This is a genomic window from Micromonospora sp. SYSU B005, from assembly GCF_055362685.1.
Map to the genome: position 1 here is coordinate 439,446 of NZ_JAXCFU010000002.1, position 20,972 is coordinate 460,417.

16 protein-coding genes and 1 riboswitch are annotated in these 20,972 nt (G+C 73.3%); of the genes, 3 read left to right on the top strand and 13 right to left on the bottom strand.

The features are described 5' to 3' along the window. Positions 1-10: 10 nt before the first annotated feature. Positions 11-1,243 carry an ArsB/NhaD family transporter gene (locus SM452_RS07280; RefSeq protein ID WP_262011635.1) on the bottom strand — a complete coding sequence of 411 codons (1,233 nt, stop codon included), beginning with the start codon at positions 1,241-1,243 and terminating at the stop codon, positions 11-13. 108 nt (positions 1,244-1,351) lie between these two features. Between SM452_RS07280 and SM452_RS07285 the strand changes: the two genes are divergently transcribed. Then, positions 1,352-7,126 carry a WD40 domain-containing protein gene (locus SM452_RS07285; protein ID WP_355508817.1) on the top strand — a complete coding sequence of 1,925 codons (5,775 nt, stop codon included), beginning with the start codon at positions 1,352-1,354 and terminating at the stop codon, positions 7,124-7,126. An 80-nt stretch (positions 7,127-7,206) separates the two neighbouring features. Here SM452_RS07285 and SM452_RS07290 read toward each other — a convergent pair whose 3' ends face one another. The 9 genes from SM452_RS07290 to SM452_RS07330 form a co-directional block, all read right to left on the bottom strand. Further along, a complete protein-coding gene (locus SM452_RS07290; RefSeq protein WP_262011633.1) occupies positions 7,207-7,854 on the bottom strand; it encodes a GNAT family N-acetyltransferase in 648 nt (215 codons plus the stop codon). A gap of 243 nt (positions 7,855-8,097) precedes the next feature. Beyond that, positions 8,098-9,333, bottom strand: a complete 1,236-nt coding sequence (locus SM452_RS07295) for a ricin-type beta-trefoil lectin domain protein (protein WP_450067436.1) — start codon at positions 9,331-9,333, stop codon at positions 8,098-8,100. Between the two features lie 114 nt (positions 9,334-9,447). Continuing rightward, complete coding sequence (locus tag SM452_RS07300; RefSeq protein ID WP_463839556.1) at positions 9,448-10,728, bottom strand: MFS transporter; 1,281 nt, start codon at positions 10,726-10,728, stop codon at positions 9,448-9,450. Then, the gene (locus SM452_RS07305) at positions 10,725-11,300 is read right to left on the bottom strand and encodes a winged helix-turn-helix domain-containing protein (RefSeq protein ID WP_262011630.1); all 576 of its coding nucleotides are present in this window, start codon (positions 11,298-11,300) and stop codon (positions 10,725-10,727) included. The genes SM452_RS07300 and SM452_RS07305 overlap by 4 nt, the downstream gene beginning before the upstream one ends. A gap of 47 nt (positions 11,301-11,347) precedes the next feature. Next, entirely contained in the window at positions 11,348-11,896 is a 549-nt protein-coding gene (locus tag SM452_RS07310) for a DinB family protein (protein ID WP_355508811.1), read from the bottom strand. A gap of 42 nt (positions 11,897-11,938) precedes the next feature. Further along, positions 11,939-12,430, bottom strand: a complete 492-nt coding sequence (gene smpB, locus SM452_RS07315) for an SsrA-binding protein SmpB (RefSeq protein ID WP_262011628.1) — start codon at positions 12,428-12,430, stop codon at positions 11,939-11,941. Further along, entirely contained in the window at positions 12,403-13,077 is a 675-nt protein-coding gene (locus SM452_RS07320; protein WP_402806525.1) for a lysoplasmalogenase, read from the bottom strand. The genes smpB and SM452_RS07320 overlap by 28 nt, the downstream gene beginning before the upstream one ends. Further along, positions 13,074-13,901 (bottom strand): sterol desaturase family protein, encoded by an 828-nt coding sequence (locus SM452_RS07325; protein WP_262011626.1) that lies wholly within the window; start codon positions 13,899-13,901, stop codon positions 13,074-13,076. The genes SM452_RS07320 and SM452_RS07325 overlap by 4 nt, the downstream gene beginning before the upstream one ends. Beyond that, positions 13,898-14,629 (bottom strand): FadR/GntR family transcriptional regulator, encoded by a 732-nt coding sequence (locus tag SM452_RS07330; protein ID WP_463839557.1) that lies wholly within the window; start codon positions 14,627-14,629, stop codon positions 13,898-13,900. The genes SM452_RS07325 and SM452_RS07330 overlap by 4 nt, the downstream gene beginning before the upstream one ends. 135 nt (positions 14,630-14,764) lie before the next feature. On the opposite strand from SM452_RS07330, the gene htpG reads away from it, so the two are divergent. After that, positions 14,765-16,657 carry a molecular chaperone HtpG gene (htpG, locus tag SM452_RS07335; protein WP_355508801.1) on the top strand — a complete coding sequence of 631 codons (1,893 nt, stop codon included), beginning with the start codon at positions 14,765-14,767 and terminating at the stop codon, positions 16,655-16,657. A gap of 374 nt (positions 16,658-17,031) precedes the next feature. On the opposite strand, the gene SM452_RS07340 is transcribed toward htpG, so the two are convergent. From SM452_RS07340 to SM452_RS07350, 3 genes are read right to left on the bottom strand one after another with little or no spacing between them, the layout of a single operon-like run. Continuing rightward, complete coding sequence (locus SM452_RS07340) at positions 17,032-17,730, bottom strand: SDR family oxidoreductase (RefSeq protein WP_357211167.1); 699 nt, start codon at positions 17,728-17,730, stop codon at positions 17,032-17,034. A gap of 32 nt (positions 17,731-17,762) precedes the next feature. Beyond that, entirely contained in the window at positions 17,763-18,239 is a 477-nt protein-coding gene (locus SM452_RS07345; protein WP_091418149.1) for a winged helix-turn-helix transcriptional regulator, read from the bottom strand. Between the two features lie 49 nt (positions 18,240-18,288). After that, the gene (locus SM452_RS07350; RefSeq protein WP_463839558.1) at positions 18,289-19,851 is read right to left on the bottom strand and encodes an LLM class flavin-dependent oxidoreductase; all 1,563 of its coding nucleotides are present in this window, start codon (positions 19,849-19,851) and stop codon (positions 18,289-18,291) included. Positions 19,852-20,022: 171 nt separating this feature from the next. Beyond that, positions 20,023-20,168, top strand: a riboswitch (cyclic di-AMP (ydaO/yuaA leader). Between SM452_RS07350 and SM452_RS07355 the strand changes: the two genes are divergently transcribed. After that, complete coding sequence (locus tag SM452_RS07355; protein ID WP_262011621.1) at positions 20,167-20,811, top strand: LysM peptidoglycan-binding domain-containing protein; 645 nt, start codon at positions 20,167-20,169, stop codon at positions 20,809-20,811. Its footprint overlaps the riboswitch before it by 2 nt. The last annotated feature ends 161 nt before the right edge of the window (positions 20,812-20,972 follow it).

Genomic DNA, 20,972 nt, shown 5'->3' on the forward strand with positions numbered 1-20,972 from the left:
GGTCGCGATGCTAGGCGCCGGGACCGACAAGAAGCGCCGTGACGGTGGCGGTGGTGGCGAGCACGGCGAGCGCGGCGCTGGTGGCCACGAACCGGCCCAGTGGCACGGCGACCCCGGCGGCCCGGCAGCGTTCGTACCAGATCAGTGTGGCCAGCGACGCCCACGGCGTGGCCAGCGGGCCCACGTTCGTGCCGATCAGCAGCGCCAGCAACTGGGTGTGCCGGTCGGCTGCGATCACCGCCTCGCCGGCCAGGTACGCGGGCAGGTTGTTCACCGCGTTGCTGAACAGCGCGCCGACCGCGCCCGCCCGCAGCGCCCCCTCCGCGCCCGGGTCGGTGCCGATCAGCGTGCCCATCACCGTGTCCAGGCCGTACCGGCCGATGGTCTGCACCACCAGGAACAACCCGGTCACGAACACCAGCAGCCGCCACGGCACCAGCGCGGGCCGCAGCCGGTGCCGGGCCCGCACCGCGAAACCGGCGACCAGGATCGCGGCGGCCACCCCCGAGGCGATGCCGATCTCCACCCCGGCGAGGATCCCGGCGACGAACAGCAGGCAGGCGGCGAGCGCGGTGCGGTAGAGCACCCGGTCCGGCGGCACGTACGGCGGCGGCGGGACGAACGGGTCGGCCCCGGCGCGCGCCGGACGCCAGTACCACCACCACAGCAGCAGCGCGGTCACCGCGACGGCCACCAGCTGCGGCCACCACATCCGGGCCGCCCACGGCACCGGGTCCAGGTCGACCCGGTCGCTGGCCAGGATGTTCGTCAGGTTGGACACCGGCAGCAGCAGGCTCGCCGTGTTCGCCAGCCACACGGTGGTCATCGCCAGCGGCGTCGGCGGCACGTTCAGCGCCCGGGCCAGCGCGATCATCACCGGCGTGAGCAGCACCGCCGTGGTGTCCAGGTTGAGCGCGATGGTGGTCACCGAGGCGAAACCGACGCAGAGCCAGAACAGGGCCCGGAAACTGCCCCGCGCGGTCACCGCCACCCGGGTCGCGAGCGCGTCGAACACCCCGGCCACGGCGGTCAGCTCGGCCAGCACCACGACCGTGCCGAGGAAGATCAGGATCGGGATGATCCGGCGCATCGTGCCCTCGGCGTCGGCGCGGGGCAGCAGCCCGGTGAGCACGAACACCACGCCGAGCACGGCCAGCCCGATCGCGATCCAGTCCAGCACGTGCAGGCGGCCCCAGCGGGAGCGGTCGGGCACGGCGTTCGGCGGATCGCCGGGGGTCTCCACGAGGGATGATCCTCCCACACGCCGGTGCGGACGCAGGAGCCCGACGCGGTCGCGAACCGGGCTGCCGAGGGTGTCGATCTGTTGACCGTCGGTGGCCATAATGACCATGTGGTTGTAGGCGCGCACCCCACCCGGTCCGACCGACCCATCGATTTCTTCATCAGCTACTCACCGGCCGACGAACGCTGGGCCACGTGGCTGGCGTGGGAGTTCGAGGCGGCCGGCTATCGCACGCTGCTGCAGGCGTGGGACTTCGTCGCCGGCACCAACTTCATCGACTTCATGGACCGTGGCGTCCGCGAGGCCGAGGTGGTCGTGGCGGTGCTGTCCGAACGCTACCTGCACTCCACGTACGGCAAGCTGGAGTGGCAGGCCGCGCTGCGCGCCGACCCGGACGGCACCGGCAACAAGCTCGTCACGGTACGCGTCGAGGACTGCCCGATCGACGGCCTGCTCGCCACCATCACCTATGTGGACCTGGTCGGCGTCAACGACCCGGCGCAGGCCCGCAACCGGGTGCTCGACCGCATCCGGGAGGCGCTCGACGGCCGCGCCAAGCCGATGCGGCAGCCGGCGTTCCCGCACCACCCGGCCGACCCGCACGGGGTGCTCGCCGCGCCGGCCGCCGGCGCGCCCGCGCCCCGCCGCGCCCGGCGTACCCCGATCAACCCGCCGCCGTTCCCGCCCGCCGCGGTGGCGCCACCGACCACCCGGGACACCGTCACCGTGCTCCAGGTGGCCGGGCCGCGCTTCGGCCGGGGCGTGATCACCCCCGGCGCGCCGGTCACCCCTGGTGAGGTGCAGGAACACCTGATGGGCGACCTCACGCTGCTGATGAACGACGGCGTGCCCCGGCCGGACCTGCTCGTCGTCGCCGGCAACCTCACCGAGTCGGGCAGCCCGCGCGAGTTCTCCGACGCGCTGAGCTTCCTCACCGGCCTGCGGGTGCTGCTCGGGCTGGAACCGCACCGCCTCGTCGTGGTGCCCGGCCCGCGCGACGTGACGATGGCCGCCAGCCGCGCGTACTTCGCCACCTGCGAGGCCGACGACGTCGACCCGCAGCCGCCGTACTGGCCGAAGTGGCGGCACTACGCGCGCCTGTTCGACGACCTCTACCAGGGGCTCGACGACCGGATCTTCGACAGCGAGCAGCCCTGGACACTGTTCCCGGTACCCGACCTGCGGGTGGTGGTGGCCGGGCTGAACTCCACCATCGCCATCACCCACCGGGAGGAGGACCGGTACGGCTTCCTCGGCGAGGCGCAGTCCAGCTGGTTCGCCCAGCGCCTGCGCCACTACCAGCAGTCCGGCTGGCTGCGGCTGGGCGCGATGGCGCACGCGCCGGGGGCGCGCAGCCCGTACGCCGACGAGGTGCCCCCGGACCCGGTGTCGCTGCGCGACCGCGGCTCGGTCAACCGGCTGGTCGGCCCGATGCTCAACCTGCTGCTCTCCGACGCCGCGCCGTCGGCCCGGGTCGACCCGGTGGTGCCGCTGGCCGCCGCGCCCCGCGACGGCCGGGCGCAGGTGCTGCGGCTCGGCGGCGACGGGATGACCCGCTGGGTGCTCGGCCGCGACGACCGGCTCGACGGCGGCACGGTCACCGCCGTGTCCTGGCCGCACGCGGAGGCCACCTTCGGCGCGTCCGGCCCGGCCCAGGTGCCCGACCCGCGTCGCCCGGCCGCCGTCGAGGGGGCCACCCAGGGCGCGGCGGTGGCCGCCGCGCCGGTCGCCCCGGTGCAGCGGCTACTGGACCGGCTCGCCGAGGTCTGCGAGGCCCGCTACGACCGGGTGGTGGTGCGCCGCGTCGGCACCGATCCGCCGCACCTGTACATCAGCTACCGCTCCGACGGGGTGGTCCGCCAGCAGCGCGTCGGCGCGCACGTGGGCACCCCCACCGCCGCCGACGTGGACGTCTTCGCCCGCCGGGTGCACGCCACCGACCCGGACATCGCCTCCGAGCTGGTCTACGACGGCGACCGGGTGCCGCGCGGGCTGGCCGAGGAGGCGCAGCGGCGCGGCGTACGCGTGCTGCACCTGACCGAGTTCCAGGGCCTGCTCGACCTGCGCGAGTACGTCGCCGCGCAGACCGCCCGGCTGCAGGCCGACCGGCTCTACCCGCCCGGGCAGTACGTGCCGCAGCGCTACCGCCACCTCGTCGGCGCCGACCAGCGCGTCCGCGACGACGTGGTGGACGAGCTGCTGGAGACCGTGTCCGCGCCGGACGGCCGGTTCGTGCTGGTGCTCGGTGACTTCGGCCGGGGCAAGACGTTCGCGTTGCGGGAGGTGGCCCGGCGGCTGCCCACCGCCGCGCCGGACCTGATTCCGATCCTGGTGGAGCTGCGGGCGCTGGACAAGGCGCACTCCGTGGACGGGCTGGTCGCCGCGCACCTGGCCAACCACGGCGAGCAGGTGATCGACCTCAAGGCGTTCCGCTACATGCTGCGCCAGGGCCGCATCGTGCTGCTGTTCGACGGCTTCGACGAGCTGGTGGCCCGGGTGACCTACGACCGGGCGGCCGACCACCTGGAGACGCTGCTGCAGGCCGCCGAGGGCAACGCGAAGATCGTGGTGAGCAGCCGGACCCAGCACTTCAAGACCAACTCGCAGGTGCTGACCGCGCTCGGCGAGCGGGTCGGCCTGCTGCCGCACCGCCGCGTCCTGGCCGTGGAGGACTTCACCCCCGGGCAGATCGAGGCGTTCCTGCGCAACCGGTACGGCGGCGACGAGCGGGCCGCCCGCGAGCGGATGGACCTGCTCGCCGGCGTGAAGGACCTGCTCGGGCTCTCCCGCAACCCGCGCATGCTCGGCTTCATCGCCAACCTCGACGAGGGGCGGCTCGCCGCCGTCGCCGGGGCGGGCGGCACGTTCAGCGCCGCCGCGCTGTACCGGGAGATCCTGGAGTCCTGGCTGGACTTCGAGGAGCGCCGTACCCAGGGCATCCCGGGCGCCCCGGTGAGCCTGCGCCGGCCCGAGCTGTGGCAGGCGGTGAGCCGGCTGGCGTTCCAGCTCTGGGAGAGCGGCGAGGCGTACCTGCGCCTGGCCGAGCTGGCCGAGTCCACCGGCCAGCTCGCCGGCCGGGCCGACTCGCGGCTGTCCGGCCCGCAGGCGGCGCACGCGGTCGGCGCGGGCAGCCTGCTCGTCCGTACCGACGACGGGCTGTTCGGGTTCATCCACACCTCGGTGATGGAGTGGCTCGTCGCCGAGGGGGTGGCCGAGCAGATCAACAGGGGCGAGGAGCCGGGCGCGCTGGCGGTACGGTCGCTGTCCGCGCTCGCGGTGGAGTTCCTCGGCGACCTCGCCGACCCGGCCCGCTGCACCGCCTGGACCGCGCGGGTGCTCGGTGACGAGTCGGCGGGCGAGACGCTGCGCGCCAACGCTCTGCGGCTGTCCGCCCGGCTGCGCCTGCCCGACCGGGCCGACCTGCGCGGCGCGGTGCTGCGCGGCGAGGACCTGTCGCACCGCGAACTCGCCGGCGCCGACCTGACCGGTGCCGACCTGACCGACGCGCGGCTGATCGCCACCAACCTGACCGAGGCGCGGCTGGAGCACGCCCGGCTGCGCGGCGCCCGGCTGGACCAGGCCCGCCTCGCCGGGGCGGACCTGCGCGACACGGAGATGGCCGGCGCGCGCCTGTTCCGGACCGATCTGCGCGGCGCGCGCGTGGCCGGCAGCAGCTGGCACCGCACCGCGCTGATCGACGTCAGCGCCGACCCGGCGCTGCTGCGCGCCCCGGAACTGCGCGGCGCCGTCGTCGCACCGGGCCGGCCGGTCGCGCCGGGCCTCGCTCCGCCCGCCGTGGGCGTCGGGTACGGCTTCGAGGTGGGCCGGCTGCCGGTGCCCGTGGCGTACAGCCCTGACGGCGCGGTGCTCGCCGTCGGCAGCGACGACGGCGGTGTGCTGCTCTGCGACACCGCCACCGGGCTGCCGGTACGCACGCTCCAGGGGCACCGCTCCCGGGTGTACGCGGTCCGCTACGACGCCGCGTCCCACCAGCTCGTCACCGGCTCGGCCGACCTCACCGTACGGCTGTGGGACGCCGACCACGGCGACGTGCGGCACGTCATCGAGGACGTGTTCACCGGCTGGGTGTGGCCGCTGCTCACCGACGGCCGCCGCGGCCGCCTGGTGGTCGGCGACGCCGCGGGCGTGGTGCGGCTCTACGACACCCGTGGCGCCCGGCTGCGCCACGAGTGGCCCGGCCACTCCGCGCCGATCTGGGGCACCTCGTTCAGCCCGGACGGACGGCGGGTCGTGGTCGCCGACAGCGCCGGCACGGTCCGTGGGTGGGACATCCCGACCGGCAAGCTGGCGTTCGAGGTGCAGGAGCCCGAGGTGGTCTACCGGGTCGTGCACTCACCGGACGGCCGGCTGCTGGCCGCCGTCGGGCAGCACGGCCGCATCTGGATCCGCCGGGCCGCCGACGGCGAGCTGCTGCGCGCGCCGCGCGGCCACGAGGCCGACGTGTACGCCCTCGACATCCACCCCGACGGCACGCTGATGGCCACCGGCGACACGCACGGCGCGCTGCGGCTGTGGGAGACCGAGACGGGCCGGCCGGTGCGGGTGCTCGGGCGGCAGCGCGGCGCGATCTACAGCGTCCGGTTCAACGGCGACGGCAGCCTGCTCGCCACCGCCGCCAGCGACGGCGCGATCCAGCTCTGGGACACCGACGACGGGCAGGTGCGGCACGAGCTGACCCGGCACCGCGGCTCGGTCTGGCCGGTGGTCTGGCGGCCGGACCAGAACCAGGTGGCGACCAGCAGCAACGACGGCACCACCCGGCTGTGGGACGTCCGCAGCGGGCAGCTCCAGCACACGCTGCGCGGGCACGGCCGCAAGGTCACCGCGCTGTCCTTCCGCGACGACGGCGAGGTGCTCGCCGCCTGCGGCAACGACGGCGTGATCCGGCTCTGGGAGCCGCGTACCGGCCGTCTGCTGCGGCAGCTCGCCAGCCCGGCCGACCGGCTGCTGTCCGTGGTGTTCTGCCCGGATGAACCGCTGGTGGCCACCCCGAGCGGCGACGGCGGCGTGCACCTGTGGAACACCGACACGGGCGCCGACGAGCGCGAACTCAACGTGGACACCGACCACGTCTGGGCGGTCGCGTTCAGCCCCGACGGCGACGCCCTCGCCACCGCGAACGACGACGACACGGTACGCCTCTGGTACCGCCGTACCGGCCGCCACTTCGCCACGCTCACCCCGCACCGGGGGCGCGTGCGCACCGTCGCGTTCAGCCCCGACGGCGAGACCATCGCCACCGGCTGCGACGACCAGACGGTACGGCTCTGGGACGCCGCCACCGCCACCTGCCGGCTCACCCTCGAACACCACACCGACCGGGTCTACTCGGTCGGCTTCAACAGCGAGGGCACGCTGCTCGCCAGCGCCGGCAACGACGGCACGGCGGTGGTCTGGGACGCGGTCACGGGTGAGCGGCGCCTGGTGCTCACCGAACACGACGGCCGGCTCTGGTCCTGCGCGTTCAGCCCGGACGGCAACCTGCTCGCCACCGCCGGCGACGACCTGGTGATCCGGCTGTGGGATCCGGTCACCGGCCGGCTGCACGGCACCCTTGCGGCGCACACCCGGCGCGTCTGGTCGGTGCACTTCAGCCCGGACAGCAGCCTGCTCGCCAGCGCCGGTGACGACGGCACGGTACGGCTGTGGGACGTCGCCGACCCGGAGCACGCCCAGTTGCGGACCACGCTCATCGGCCTGCCCGACGGGTGGGCGGCGGTCAGCCCGGACGGCCGGTACAAGCTGGACGGCGACCCGGGCGGCCAGTTCTGGCACGTCATCGGCACATGCCGCTTCGAGGTGGGCGAACTGGACCCCTACCTGACCCAGGTCCGCCGCCTCTCCGTGGACGCCCCCTTCTGACCCCCCGGCCCCCGCGCTCTCCCCGGTGATCAAGGAGTTCGTGTCCGGATCGGACGTCGTATCCGACACGAACTCCTTGGTCAACTCGGGGCAGGCGGGGGAGGCGGGGCGGCAGGTCCGGTCCAGCGGACCTCGCCGTCGTGCCACACGTCGGTGGGGGTCAGGCCGCAGGCCGTGGCCACCGCGGCCGACGCGCGGTGGCCGGGATGGATGTGGGCCACGAGGGTACGCACACCGCGCCGCCCCAGCCAGCCGGCCATCCCACGGGCGGCCTCGGTGGCGATCCCGCGCCCCTGCCACCGGGTTCCCACCACCCAGGCGATCTCCGCGACCGGTCCCGCGGTGGCCGGTGCCGCCTCGTCGAGGTGCCGGTGTCCTACCGCCCGCGCGCCCGCCGTGGCGGCGTCCGTCACGGTCCCGTGTGGCTCGGTGACCGTGGCTTGGACGAAGCCGGCCAGCCGGCCGCCGTCCCGGAGCCGGATGACCCAGTTGCACCACGACTCGGCCGGGTCGGGTGAGCCGGCGACAAGCCGTTCGTAGCGGGCCCGCAACGCCGCCGGGGTGGCGGGCCCGCCGCCGATGAAGGTGTGCAGCGCCGGGTCGGCGAGGACGGCGGCCATCTCCTCGGCATGCTCGACACCCAGCGGCAGCAGATTCAGCCGTGCGGTGGGGATCGGTTCCGGCGTGAACCCGCTCGTCGACGCCGGCGCGCCGGTCACTTCATCCATGATCGCGCTTCCAGGAGATCGATGACCTGGTCTCGCGGCAGCGAAACGAACCTCACGGTATCCCAGGCCGCCCCGAGAAACGCAACGCCATCAGCGATCCCCAGCCCCGGCCAGCCAGCCCTGGCCAGCCAGCCTCGCTGATCTTGCAGTTTGTGCCCGGGTGAATGGGGCATTCGGGGCGCCGCTCGGGCCGAAAGTGCAAGATCGCGGGGAGAGAGGGAGGGGCGGGGGCGGGGGCACCGGTCAGCGCCGCCATTTCTGGTTGGCGGCGCCGGTGCAGTCCCAGATCTGCAGCCGGGTGCCGTCGGCCGAGCTGGGACCCGTCGCGTCCAGGCACTTGTTCGCCTGGGGGTTCACGATGTCCCCGGCCGCGCTGAACACCCACTTCTGCGCGCCGGTGCCGTTGCAGTCGTAGAGCTGCACCTTGGCGCCGCTCGCCGTGGACCCGGCGGCCACGTCGAGGCACTTGCCGAGCGCGCGTACCGAGCCGTCTGCGTTCCAGGTCCAGCGCTGGGCGGCGGTGCCGTTGCAGGTCCACAGTTGCACCGGGGTGCCGTTCGCGGTGCCGGCGCTGGCCACGTCGACACACTTGTTCCCGTACCCGACGATCTGGCCGCCGGTGCCCCCGCCGCCGTTGTCCCACGCCTGGACCCGGACGTAGTCGATGGTCATGGTCTGCGGGAACGTGGTGCTGCCGTCCGGCGAGCCGGGCCAGTTGCCGCCGACCGCCACATTCATGATCATGAAGAACGGGTGGTCGAAGACCCAGCGGTTGCCGCCGATGTCGGCGGGCGTCTTGCGGGAGTACGCCACGCCGTCGAGGTACCAGGTGATCGAGTCCGGCGCCCAGTCCACCGCGAACGTGTGGAAGGCGTCGGCGAGCGCCTGGCCGCCCGGGAGCGAGGTGGACGCGCCGACGCCGCTGCCGCCTGAGTAGCCGGGGCCGTGCAGCGTGCCCCAGACGGTCGACGGCGCGTAGCCGACGTTCTCCATGATGTCGATCTCGCCGCTGCCGGGCCACGGGTTCGTGCCGATGTCGTTGCCGAGCATCCAGAACGCCGGCCACAGCCCCTGTCCACGCGGGACCTTGATGCGCGCCTCGAACCGCCCGTACGCCTGGGCGAAGGTGCCGTTGGTGAGCAGCCGGGCCGAGGTGTACTGGCAGCTTCCGTACCAGCACGAGTAGCCGGCGGGGTTCTCCTTGCGGGCGGTGATGACCAGGTTGCCGTTGCCGTCGAGTGCGGCGTTGCGGGTGCTGTTCGTGTAGTACTGCAGCTCGTTGTTGCCCCAGCCGCCGCCACCGATGTCGTAGCGCCACTTGCTCGCGTCGGGGGCGGCGCCGGCCGGGCCGTTGAAGTCGTCGGACCAGGTGACCGCGCCGGGGGCGGCGGCGGCCGGGGTGCTGGGGACGGCGGCGAGGGCGGCGGTGAGGCCGACCGCTGTCACCGCCAGGGCGGCGAGGGTACGGATGGTGCGCACGGGGCGCCTCCTGCGGGGTGGTGGCTGTTCCCCGTCACGGCGGCCGGCCCCGCCCAACGGTTAACAAACCATACAAATAGACTTCGATGAAGGTATGAACGAAGCCGGTCGATGTCAAGAGAGCGTTTCCCGCTGGCGCTCCGATGTGGGCTCCGGCTCGCGTTGCCGCACCACGGTGGGCCGGCGCATGTCCCGCCACGGGCCGCCGAGCAGCGGCGTCAGCACCACCAGCAGATAGCAGGCGCCCATCACGACGAGCGTGGACGTGGGGCCGAACCGGTCCGCGGCGAACCCCGCGCCGACCGCGCCGGCCGGCATGGCCGCCCACGCGCCCGCGCCGATCACCCCGTACACCCGGGCCCGCATGGCCGGCGGCACGCGCTCCAACTGGACCGCGCCCATCAGCGGGTTGAGCGCACCGGCGGCCAGCCCGGCCGTCGCGACCACGGCGACCACCACCGGCAGCGGCGGCGCGGCGGCGAGCGCCCACAGTGGTGGCGCGCCGCACACCACGTACGCGGTGACGAACGTGGCCCGGCGGGGCAGCCGGTGACCGATCGCGCTGAACACCAGCGAGCCGATCAGCGCTCCACCGCCCATGACGCCGACCAGCAGGCCGAACGCGGCCGGCCCGCCGAGTTCCCGTTCGGCGACCACCGGCAGCAGCACCTGGCTCTTGGCCGCGTCGAACAGGTTCGTCACCAGCACCAGCAGGACCATGGCGCGCAACAGCGGCTCGCGGACCAGGAAGCGCAGCCCGGCGGCGAACTGCCGCCAGTAGCCACCGGTCTCCGGCTCGCTCCCGTCGTCGGACGGCCGCAGGCCACGCGGTACCAGCAGGGTCACCACGAGCGCCGACACGGCGAACGTCACCGCGTCCAGCGCCAGCACCGGCACCGCCCCGAAAACCCCGACCAGCAGGCCGGCCACGGGTGCGCCGATCATCCGGGCGCCGCGCGAGGTCGCGTCCTCCCACCCGGCGGCCCGCTCGATCGGCACCCCTGCCGCCGCCGCGGCCTCCGGCAGCAACGCCGTGCGCGCGGTCTGCCCCGGCGTGTCGAGCAGGCCGCTGACGAAGACCAGGGCCAGCAGCGCCGGGAACGGCAGGCCGACGGTGGCGTGCAACAGGGGTACGGCGGCGATCGTCACGCCGGAGATCACGTCGGCGAGCACGCTGGAGCGCCGGTAGCCGATCCGGTCGACGAGCACGCCGCCGAACGCGCCGCCGAGCACCACCGGCGCGGTGGCGAACGCCCCGGCGAGCCCGGTGGCGGCGGGTGAGCCGGTCTCGGCCAGCACGTAGAGCGGCAGCGCGATGAGCGTGAGCACGTTGCCGGTCAGCGAGACGGCGTGCCCGATCAGCAGTCCGGCCAGGGGCCGGCGGTCGCGGGTCACTGCGGCCCCCGGTACGCCTGCCAGATGAGCGTGACCATCTCGGCGCCGGGCCGGCCGGGCGCGCCGCGCTCCTGCCAGCGCCGGCCCAGCGCGGACAGCTCGTCGCGCAGTTCGACCAGTTCCTCCGGCGTCAGGCGCAGCACCATGTCGCTGCTGGTGGTGCCGCGGACCCACGCCGGGTCGAGGCTCGCCTCCGAGTCCAGGTACGCCTGGTAGCGGTCGACGTAGCGCTGCATGGCGGCCTGGCGCAGCATGTTGCCGGCGAGCCGGCGCTCCGGGTCGTCGAGCAGTTCGAGGGGATCCCAGTCGGTGGTGGCGTGCGCGGCCCGCCACCACCGCTCGCGCCGGTCCCGGGCCAGCTCGGGCGCCTCGGCCACGAAGCCGTGCTCGACCAGCTTGCCGACGTGGTAGCTGACCGAGCCGACCGCCTCGCCGGTCCGCTCGCTGAGCATGCCGACCGTCTGCGGGCCGCGCAGGCGCAGCTCGCCGAGCAGCCGCAGCCGGGTGGGGTGGGCGAGCGCCCGCATGGCTCGCGGGTCGCTCACGCGCCGGTTGCCGGTTCCGTCAGTCATGCCGCCAGGCTAGACCTACAAGATATGATGTACAAGGAGTCTTGTATTTATCGCGCTGCCTCGGATGTGTGGCGGTACAGGTCGCGCAGCAGGCACACCTCGGAGAGGTGGTGGATCACCTCCCGGTTGATGTGCAGCACGAGCGTGGCCATCGGGACGTCGGCGAACGGCCCCTCCGCCGGGCCGCAGGGGCGGGCCAGGCCCTCCTCGCCGAGCGCCTCGACCCCCGCCGTCCAGGCGGCGTACTCCTCGTCGAGCTGGGCCAGCGCGCCGGCCGCCGTCGGGGAGTAGGGGAACGAGGCGTAGTCGGTGGGCGCGCGGCCGAAGTGCGACGCGTTGCGCATGGCCAGCACGCCGACGATGACGTGGGCCAGCCGCCAGGCGATGGTGGTGAACGGCGGCGGGTCCGGCTGCGGCATCGCGAAGTCGATCGCCGGGGTGCCGTCGTCGCCGCGCGGCCGCACGCTCCAGCAGTCGGGGACCGGCTCCCAGAGGTATTCGGCGTCGGTGAGCCCGGCGAGGCGGTCGCGCAACTGGTAGGTCCAGTGCCAGGTGAGCTGCTCGCGGAGCAGCGGGTTCCAGGTCAGATCGGTCATGCGCCTCAGCGTGCCACCGCCCTGGGACAGAAAACGGCGCGCTCAGCCCCGCCGCGCCGCCGCCCGGCCCTTGAGCCGGCGGCCCATCTCCCGGGCGATCTCCTTCTTCGCGTCCCGCTCGGCCAGCGCCTGGCGCTTGTCGTACGACCGGCGGCCCCGGGCCAGGCCCAGCTCCACCTTGGCCCAGCCGTCGGCGAAGTACATCGACAGCGGCACCAGCGTGATGCCGCCGTCGCGCAGCTTCTCCAGGATCCGGGCGATCTCCACCCGGTGCAGCAGCAGCTTGCGGGTGCGCCGGGGCGCGTGGTTGGTCCAGGTGCCGAAGCCGTACTCGGCGATGTGCAGGCCGTACAGCATGATCTCGCCGTCGCGCTCCTGGGCGAACGCGTCGACAAGCGACACCCGCCCCTCGCGCAGCGACTTGACCTCGGTGCCGGCCAGCACGATGCCCGCCTCGTACGTCTTGAGGATGTCGTAGTCGTGCCGCGCCTTCTTGTTCGAGGCGATCAGCTTGCGCCCGTTCTCCCTGGCCACGCGAGCAGGATACTCGCCGGGGGCGGTTGCGGGCCGGTCGCCGGGCGCGCCGCGGCCACCCAGCCGGTGGTGATGAGCAGCAGCGCGGCGCAGTAGGTGACCATCACCAGCAGCCCTCGCCCGGGCAGGTCCACGCCGGCCGCGCCCACGCCGATGAGCAGATCGGAGACGAGGAAGAGCGCCCCGCCCGCGGCGACCCGCGCCGACACCCCGGTCGCGGCGGCGGCCATCAGGCACAGCGCCAGGCTGTAACCGAGCACCGGCAACCGAAGCGGCCCGAGCATGCCCCAGAGCAGCGCGTTCGCGCCCGCCCAGGCGACCAGGTAAGCGGCCCACGCCACGACCGGCGCGCGCCGGTGCCGGACGAAGGCGGTGATGAACGCGATCTGGGTGACCAGGAAGAAGCCCATCCCGGCCAGGAACGCGGTATCGCCCGGCAGAAGCAGCGCGACGTCGCCCGCGGTGGCGGCGACCAGGCCGACCGCCACCGCGTCGACGCGGCGCCGGTGCGCCCAGAGGTACGCCAGCAGCACCGGCGCCAGCAGCGGCTTGGCCAGCCACTGGAGCGCTGTCGAGTCGAGCGCGACCCCGACCAGTTCGACGGTCGCGATCAGCCCGAACAGGGGCAGCAGCCAGGAGCGCCTCATCGGGCCGGCTGCCAGCCGGGACGGCCGAACAGGTAGCCCAGCCGGTGCCGCCAGGAGTCGGCCCGGCGTACGTCGGACCAGATCGCGGCGAACTCGTGGGTGGCCACCCGCAGCGGGTTGTAGGTGCCGATGTTCTTGGTCAGGCCGTAGCGCGCGGTGGCCCGCTCCGGCTCGAACGTGCCGAACAGCCGATCCCAGATGATCAGGATGCCGCCGTAGTTGCGGTCCAGGTACTCGGTGTTCGAGCCGTGGTGCACCCGGTGGTGCGACGGCGTGTTGAAGATCCACTCGATCGGCCGGGGCAGCACCCTGATCCGCTCGGTGTGCAGGAAGAACTGGTACAGCAGGCTGACCGACTGCTGGAGGAAGATCATCCACGGCGGGATGCCGAGCAGTGCCAGCGCCAGCCAGAACGGCAGCGAGGTCATCGGCGTCCAGCTCTGCCGCAACGCGGTCGAGAAGTTGTAGTAGACGCTGGAGTGGTGCACGACGTGGCTGGCCCAGAGCACGCGTACCTCGTGGTGCGAGCGGTGGAACCAGTAGTAGGCCAGGTCGTCGGCGAAGAACAGGATCACCCAGGTCCACCAGTCGCCGGGGGACAGGTGCACCGGCGCCACGGTCCACAGCGCCGCGAACGCACCGACGGTCAGCAGCTTCCACGGGAAGCCGATGATCTGGCTGCCCAGCCCCATCGACAGGCTGGTGGTGGTGTCGCGCAGCTCGTAGCCGCGTTCGTCGTCGTCGGGCAGGAAGCGGTAGGAGACCGCCTCGATGACGATCAGGAGCAGGAACGCCGGGACGGCGTACAGCACGGCGGGGATCATGCGCGCGCTTCCCTTCCGGAGGTGGGGGTGGTGGTGGGGGTGGTGATCGGCGCGGTCAGCAGCTCCCGGGCGTGCCGGGCCGCCGCCGCGCCCTGACCGGAGGCGATCGACGCGGCGAGACGGCGGTGCCCGGCCACGTCGAGCAGTTCGGCCGCGCGGGCGTCCGGGGGGACGTCGCCGACCGCGAACGTGCCGGCCACCAGGCTGTTGAAGGCGAGCTGGTAGGCGGTGTTGCCGCTGCCGCGCACGATCAGCCGCCAGACGGCGATGTTCGCCTCGTTCATCAGGTCCAGATCGGGGGCCAGGTCGCCGTACTCCTCGGCGGCCCGGACCAGGGCGGCTACGAGCGCCGCGTCCGCGCGCTCGGCGCAGAGCCGGGCCGCGTCGATCCCGACGCAGGCCCGCATCTCCAGCATGTCGCGCACCAGCGTCTCGACCGGGAGTACGTCGCCGGAGCGGGCCAGGGACAGCGCGAGGTCCAGTCCGGCGTGGACCCGCCAGTCCAGCACCCGGGTCGCGCCGCCCTGGCTGACCCGGACCAGGCCGAGCTGTTGCAGGCGGCGCAGTGCCTCCCGGACGGCGTGCCGGTTGACCGCGAACGCCCCGGCCAGCTCCCGCTCGCCGGGCAGCGTCTCGCCCGGCGCGTAGCGACCGGACACGATCGCGTCGCGCAGCCGCCCGAAGACGTGGTCGGAGACCGAGACACGAGGCGCGGGATCGAAGGTCATGCGAGGCAGTGTGGCCCCGAACACATCAACCCGTCAACTGGTTGTACCAGTGGATTCGGGGCGGCCGGTGCGTGCCCCCTTGGTCACCCCTCGTATCCTTTGCGCCGTAGGCCCGCCAGAGGGAAGGGAGTCGGTGTGAGCGACCGGGTCGAGACGTTGGAGTTCCAGGCCGAAGCTCGTCAGCTGTTGCAGCTGATGGTGCACTCGATCTACTCGAACAAGGACGTCTTCCTGCGCGAACTGATCTCGAACGCGTCCGACGCGCTGGACAAGCTGCGGCTGGAGTCGCTCGTCGACAAGGAGCTGCCGGCGGACACGTCCGACCTGCACATCGAAATCGAGGTCGACAAGGACGCCCGTACGCTCACCGTGCGGGACAACGGCATCGGCATGACCCGCGACGAGGTGGTCGGCCTGATCGGCACGATCGCCAAGTCGGGCACCGCCGAGCTGCTGCGCAAGCTGCGCGAGTCCGCCGACGCCGCCGCGTCCCAGGAGCTGATCGGCCAGTTCGGCGTCGGCTTCTACGCCACGTTCATGGTGGCCGACAAGGTGACGCTGCTGACCCGCCGCGCCGGGCAGTCCGGCGGCACCCGCTGGGAGTCCGCGGGCGAGGGCACGTACTCGATCGAGGAGGTCGAGGACGCACCCCAGGGCACCTCGGTCACGCTGCACCTCAAGGCGGTCGACACCGAGGACAACCTGCACGACTACACCGCCGAGTGGACGATCCGCGAGATCGTCAAGCGGTACTCCGACTTCATCTCGTGGCCGATCCGGATGACTGTCGACAAGCCCGGCGAGGACGGCGCCACCACCCGCGAGGAGCAGACGCTCAACTCGATGAAGGCGCTCTGGGCGCGTTCGCGGGACGAGGTCGACGAGGCCGAGTACAAGGAGTTCTACCGGCACGTCGCGCACGACTGGGCCGACCCGCTCGAGACGATCCACATGCGCGGCGAGGGCACCTTCGAGTACGAGGCGCTGCTGTTCCTGCCCTCGCACGCCCCGCTCGACCTGTTCTCCCCGCAGGGCCGCCGCGGCGTGCAGCTCTACGTCAAGCGCGTGTTCATCATGGACGACTGCGACGCGCTGATGCCCAACTACCTGCGCTTCGTCAAGGGCGTGGTGGACGCGCACGACCTGTCGCTGAACATCTCCCGGGAGATCCTCCAGCAGGACCGGCAGATCCGCGCGGTGCGCCGCCGGCTGGTAAAGAAGGTGCTCGCCACGCTCAAGGACATGTCCGCCGAGTCGTACCGCACGTTCTGGACCGAGTTCGGCGCGGTGGTCAAGGAGGGTCTGCTGGAGGACCCGGACAACACCGAGACGCTGCTGGAACTCGTCCGCGCCGCCAGCACCCACGACCCGGCCGAGCCGACCACGCTGCGCGACTACGTGGAGCGGATGAAGGACGGGCAGAGCGAGATCTACTACGCCACGGGCGAGAACCGGGCCACCATCGAGAACTCGCCGCATCTGGAGGCGTTCCGCGCCAAGGGTTACGAGGTGCTGATCCTCACCGACCCGGTGGACGAGGTGTGGGTCGAGCGCGTCGGCGCGTACGACGGGAAGACGCTGCGCTCGGTCGCCAAGGGGCAGGTGGACCTGGAGACGGAGGAGGAGAAGGAGAAGGCAGAGGCGGAACGACAGGAGTACGCCGACCTGCTCACGTTCCTCGGCGGCGCGCTCGCCGACAGCGTCAAGGAGGTGCGGCTGTCCACCCGGCTGACCACCTCGCCGGCCTGCGTGGTGGGCGACGCGCACGACATGACGCCGACGCTGGAGAAGATGTACCGGGCGATGGGCCAGGAGGTGCCCCGGGTCAAGCGGATCCTGGAGCTGAACCCGGCCCACCCGCTGGTCACCGGGCTGCGCAAGGCGCACGGCGAGGGTGCCGACGCCGCAGCGCTGACCGAGACCGCCGAGCTGCTGTACGGCATGGCGTTGCTGGCCGAGGGCGGCGAGCTGGCCGACCCGGCCCGGTTCACCCGGATCCTCGCCGACCGCCTCGCCCGAGGCCTGTAGCCCCACCCGCCCCGCCCCGCCCCGCCGGCCGGACCCGGCCGGCTTGATCGACTCCATTACGCCGAGGTGGCGGTATCAGGATGCCCCCGATACCGCCACCTCGCCGAGCTGGCGTGGATCAAGCTGGCTTGTCCCAGGATGGGGAAGATCAGTCCCAGATGGAGGGAGCAGGCTCGGTGAGTGAGCTCCCGGTGGGTGGTCTCTGCAGGCCCGCGTCGGCAGGGCCTGCCTGGGTGGACGGGTGTGGGTCGGGCTGGATCTGCTGGAGCCGGTGAGGCGCCGGCCTGGTGTCCAGCCGCGCGGCCGGCCGTAATCGCCGTTGGCTGGTGAAGGGGCCGCTGAGCCGGTGCGCCGGGGCGGCGAGCCCGGTCGGCTCAGGGGAGGGCGGGGTAGAGCGCGGCCACGCCGCCGGACAGGCCGGCCTGGACCCGGCGGGCGACGTCGTCGGCCAGGATCTCGTAGCTGTCGGACTCGATGCCGTCGGCGGCGAGCCGGGCGACGTCGGCCGGGTGCGCCTTCGGGCCGGGTACGGCGGCGGCCATCTCGGTGTCCATGTAGCCCACGTGCAGGCCCGCGACGCGGACGCCCCGGCCGGCCAGCTCCAGGCGCAGGGCGTTCGTCATCGACCACTCGGCGGCCTTGGCCGCGCCGTACGCGCCGACGCCGGGGAACGTGAACCAGGACAGCGCGGACAGCACGTTCAGGATCGTGCCGCCGCCGTTCGCGGCGATCCGGGGCGCGAACGCCCGCACCACCGACAGCGTGCCGAGGTAGTGCGTCTCCAGCTCCAGCCGGATCTTCTCGAGGTCGCCGTCGAGCAGGTCGGTGCCGGTGCTCACGCCGGCGTTGTTGACGAGCAGCGTCACGTCACCGGCCCGCTCGGCGGCGGCGGCGACCGACGCGGGGTCGGTGACGTCCAGGCGTACCGGGGTCACGCCGGGCAGGTCCACGGCGTCCGGGTTGCGGGCGCCGGCCCAGACGGTGGCACCGCGCGCGGCGAGTTCGGCGGCCAGGTGCCGGCCGAAGCCGCGGTTGGCGCCAGTGACCAGGGCGGTGCTTCCAGCGATCTTCATGTGTCGCTCCGAGGTGTGGTGAGGGAGGGGAGTCAGGCGGACAGCAGGCCCGGACCGGGCAGGACGGCGAGCTCACCGGGCGGTACGTCGTGCCCGGCGTCGCAGCGCAGCCGGGCGTGCACGGGGGCGCCGCACTCGTCGTGGGCCACCCGGACCGCCGGGCCCGCCTCGTCGGCGGCGTACGCGTCGCCCCACTGCCGCAGCGCGACCAGCACCGGGATCAGGTCGCTGCCCTTCGCGGTGAGCACGTACTCGTCGCGGGTGCGCTGCCCGGGCTCGCGGTAGGGACGCCGGTCGAGCAGCCCGTCGGCGACGAGTTGCTTGAGGCGGGCGGCGGCCACCGGCTCGCTGACGCCGACCCGCCGGGCGAAGTCGTCGAAGCGGCGGGTGCCGAACGACGCCTCCCGCAGCAGGAGCAGCGTGGTGCGGTTGCCGACCACCTCCAGTGCCCGGGCGATCGAGCAGTTGGCGGTGGACCAGGAGTCACGCTGCGCGAGGAGGTCCGTCATGGCGTCGACGGTACCCCCCCCTGACTTAGGAAAGCAGAAGTCAGCTACCTCACAGCTGGCCGGGGAAGAATCCGTGCCGGGCCAGCGGCTCGACGATCTGGTGCTCCTCGTACGACAGGTGCGACAGCAGCGTGTCGGTGAGCAGGTCCACCGCCTCCTGGAGCTGCGTGAAGTCGCCGGGGTGCCGGACCAGCTCGACGAGCGCCCGGTCGACGCTCTCCACCACGCCGTGGATCACCACGTGCTCCTCCTCGAGGCGGTCCAGCACTGCCGCCAGCCCGGCCTCGGAGCGGCGCAGGTGAGGGAAGATCGAGGCGTCCTCCAGCCCGTGGTGCTGGGTGACCATCGTGCAGTACGCCGCGCAGTACGCCCCGAGCGTCCAGTTGTTCTGCCGCATGGTCATCTCGTTGAGGGCGGCCCGCGCCCGGCCCGGCGAGACAGTGCCCTGCTTGACCTGTTCCAGCAGATCGCGCACCTGGGCCAGCTCCTGGCGCAGGTGGTCGTGCACGTCCACCAGGTGCTGCCCGGCGGCCTGTCCGCGGGCCGGGTAGACGTGCCCGGCCGGCGGCGGCGGGGCGCTCGGGCGGGTGGACTCGTCCCAGGGGCGGCGCGCGCTCAGGCGTACCCCCGGGTCGGGGGTGGGGGTGACGCCGAGCGTGCTCGGGCCGGCGGCGGCGGTCTGCTCGTCGGCGGCCGTGCGGGTTCCGCCGGCGGGCGCGGTGCGCTCGGCGGCGACCAGCTCCCGCACGGCGGGCGCGACCTCCTGGCCGAAGATCTGGATCGCGCGCGGCTCGTCGCTGCCGAGGATGAACGTGGTGATGCCGTGCTCCAGGGTGAGCCCGGCCAGCTCCTCCACCCACTGCTCCGGCGGCCCGGCCAGGAAACCGGCCGACGAGCGGGCGAACGTGCCGGTCACGTTGAGCATGCGGCGGATCGTGGCCGGGTCGCGCCCGGCGGCCTGAGCGCCCTCGTCGACGAGCGCGTTCAGGGCGGGCAGCTCGTCGGGGCCCTTCGGCAGGTACGACAGGGACGGCAGCCAGCCGTCCGCGGCGCGGCCGACCAGGCGCAGCATGCGCGGCTTGTACGCGCCGACCCAGATGCCCACCGGGTGCGCGGGCGCCGGACCGCGCTTGGCGCCGACCACCCGGTAGTGCTCGCCGTCGACGCGGATCATGCCGCGACGGTCGGTGTCCCAGACCTCGCGGATCACCCGGATCGCCTCGTCGAGGGCCTCGACGGCGGCGCCGGGGGACAGGCGTCGCCCGCCCGCCGCCTCGATCGCGTCCCAGAACGCGCCCGCACCGAGTCCCAGCTCGACCCGGCCGCCGGTGAGCAGGTCCAGGCTGGCGACGCTGCGGGCCAGCACCACCGGCTGGCGCAACGGCAGGTTGAGGACGTTTCCGGCCAGGCGGATACGTTCGGTCGCGGCGGCCACGTAGGACATCAGCGTCCAGGTGTCCAGGAAGCCCGGCTGGTAGGGGTGGTCCTGGAACGTGACCAGGTTCAGCCCGACCTGCTCGCAGAGCCGGGCCAGCGCCACCACCTGGTCGGGCTGCCCGGCGGCGGGGGTGATGAAGCCGCCGAAGGTCAGCTCGTGTCCGTGATCGGTCATCCGTCAAGCCCTCCCGTGATCTTGCCTGGCCCTGCCACCGTAGCGCCGCCGCCGGTCGCCCGGCCGGGTGAAGAGCGTCACAAGAAGTGGACGATCATCACAAATCGCTCCTAGCGTCGGTTTCGTTCGCAGACGCGGACACCGCAGGCCGGAAACGCCAAATCCCGCCGCCGGCCCCGGTAACCGAACCTCGTGCGGGAGCGGGGGAACCACACGTTCCACGGTGCATCGTCACCTCGGGGTGAAGCCGCCACCGGCGGCCGGGCTCCTCGGCCCGAACCCGACAGCTCACCTCGTCGGCGTGGAGGAATCCACATGGCAACTGAATACTCAGCCCGAAGCCGCCGTACCGCTCTCGGAGCGGTCCTGGCCGGCGCCGCCGTCGGCGCCGCGACCCTGTTCGGCCCGGCCGCTCCGGCCAGCGCGGGCGTCAACTGGGACGCGGTCGCGCGCTGCGAGTCAGGCGGCAACTGGAAGATCAACACCGGTAACGGCTACTACGGCGGGCTCCAGTTCTCCCGCACCACCTGGAACGGCTACGGCGGCCAGAAGTACGCCGCGCGCGCCGACCTGGCCAGCCGGTCCGAGCAGATCGCCGTCGCGGAGAAGGTGCTGCGCGGCCAGGGCATCGGCGCGTGGCCGGTCTGCGGCAAGAAGGGCGGCTCGGCCAGCACGGCGACCCGGTCCGAGCGGGCCACCACGAAGGCGGCACCGAGGAAGGCGGCGCCGAAGCGGGCCGCCGCGACGAAGGCCGCGCCGGAACGCGCCACGACGAAGGCGGCGCCGCGGCCGTCGTCCGGCGCCGGGACGTACGTCGTCCGGCGCGGGGACACGCTGTCGGAGATCGCCGTGGCGCAGCGCGTCGACGGCGGCTGGCGTGCCCTGCACGAGCGCAACCGCGCCGTGGTCGGCGACGACCCGGGCCTGATCTTCCCCGGTCAGCAGCTGCGCCTGCGCTGACCTCGTCCGAGCGCCCGGCCGGTTCGTCCCGGCCGGGCGCCCGGCCGTCCGCGACACGCCGCGTGGCCGGTGTCCGGCCTGCTCGCGGCGCCGGGACGCGACCCGGACCGGCCGGTGACGGCGATTCGTCGGAGCCGGTTGCTAGGGTCACGCATGCTCGG